The following is a 1,254-nucleotide window of genomic DNA, read 5'->3' on the forward strand; positions in this document are numbered from 1 at the left end:
TGACCTGCCCCCCGTTTTCCGGGCCAACCTGATCTTAGTAGAGTCCGTCTCACAAGAGGACGGACATGAAGAAGCGATACACCGAAGAGCAGATCATCGGCTTCCTGAAGCAGGCGGCCGCCGGCACGCCGGTCAAGGAGCTTTGCCGCAAGCACGGCTTCAGTGACGCGTCGTTCTACCTGTGGCGGCGCAAGTTCGGCGGCATGGATGTGCCCGACGCCAAGCGCCTGAAGGCACTGGAAGCGGAGAACGCGCGGCTCAAAAAGCTGTTGGCCGAGTCGATGTTGGACAACGAAGCGCTGAGGATCGTGGCGCGGGGAAAATACTGAGCCCGCCGACGCGACGGGCTGCCGTCGCGGACGTGCGGGCGAAGCTGGGCCTGTCGGAGCGGCGGGCCTGCCGGGCACTGGGCTTGTCACGCAGCGTGTTGCACTACCAGCCGCGCATGGCGAACGCGCCGTTGCAGGCCAGGCTCGTTGCGTTGGCGGGCGAACGTCGCCGGTTCGGCTACCGACGGCTGCACATCCTGCTGGAACGGGAGGGCTGGATCGCCAACCACAAGCGAATCTACCGGCTGTACCGCAACGCTGGCCTGGCGGTGCGCAAGCGCCGCAAGCGCGATCGCGTGGCCGTCGAGCGCCGTCCGCTGCAGCTGCCGTCGGGGCCCAACCACACCTGGTCGATGGACTTCGTCTTCGACGCCCTGGCCAACGGGCGCCCGATCAAGTGCCTGACGGTGGTGGACGATTGCACCAAGGAAGCGGTGGAAATCGCCGTCGGCCGGAGGATAAATGGCCAGAACGTGGCCGACATCCTGGATGCGGTATGCCGTTTCCGCGGCTACCCCGCGGCGATCAGGACCGACCAGGGACCCGAGTTTACCGGCCGGGCGCTGGACCAGTGGGCGACCGCCAACGGCGTGACGCTTGTGCTGACCCAGCCAGGGAAACCCACGCAGAACGCCTATGTGGAGAGCTTCAACGGCAAGTTCCGGGACGAATGCTTGAACGAAAACTGGTTTATCTCGCTCGAGCACGCACGGGCGGTAATCGCCATCTGGCGCAAGGACTACAACGAGGTGCGTCCGCACAGCTCACTGCCCAAATGCACGCCTGCCGAGTTCGCCGCCGCGCTGCGCAACGAAGGTGCCTTGACTGGTTCGACCGCTGATCGAAACCTGACCCACCGGAGCGGTATGCTCCCCAACCTGGACTCTACTAAGTAGCTAGTGGCCCTGAGAAAGGGGGCAGGTCA

At 64.8% G+C, this 1,254-nt stretch carries 1 protein-coding gene; it reads left to right on the forward strand.

Features of this window, described 5'->3' with window-relative positions:
• Positions 1–65 precede the first annotated feature (65 nt).
• Positions 66–1,225 (forward strand): IS3-like element ISPa39 family transposase gene (locus O0J73_RS22375; RefSeq protein WP_086009122.1). Its coding sequence is split into 2 segments (ribosomal slippage): positions 66–324 and positions 324–1,225, totalling 1,161 coding nucleotides; the frame shifts between segments, so codons are not numbered across the junction.
• Positions 1,226–1,254 lie beyond the last annotated feature (29 nt).

Source organism: Stenotrophomonas sp. Sm6012, from assembly GCF_030985895.1.
GTDB lineage: Bacteria > Pseudomonadota > Gammaproteobacteria > Xanthomonadales > Xanthomonadaceae > Stenotrophomonas > Stenotrophomonas forensis.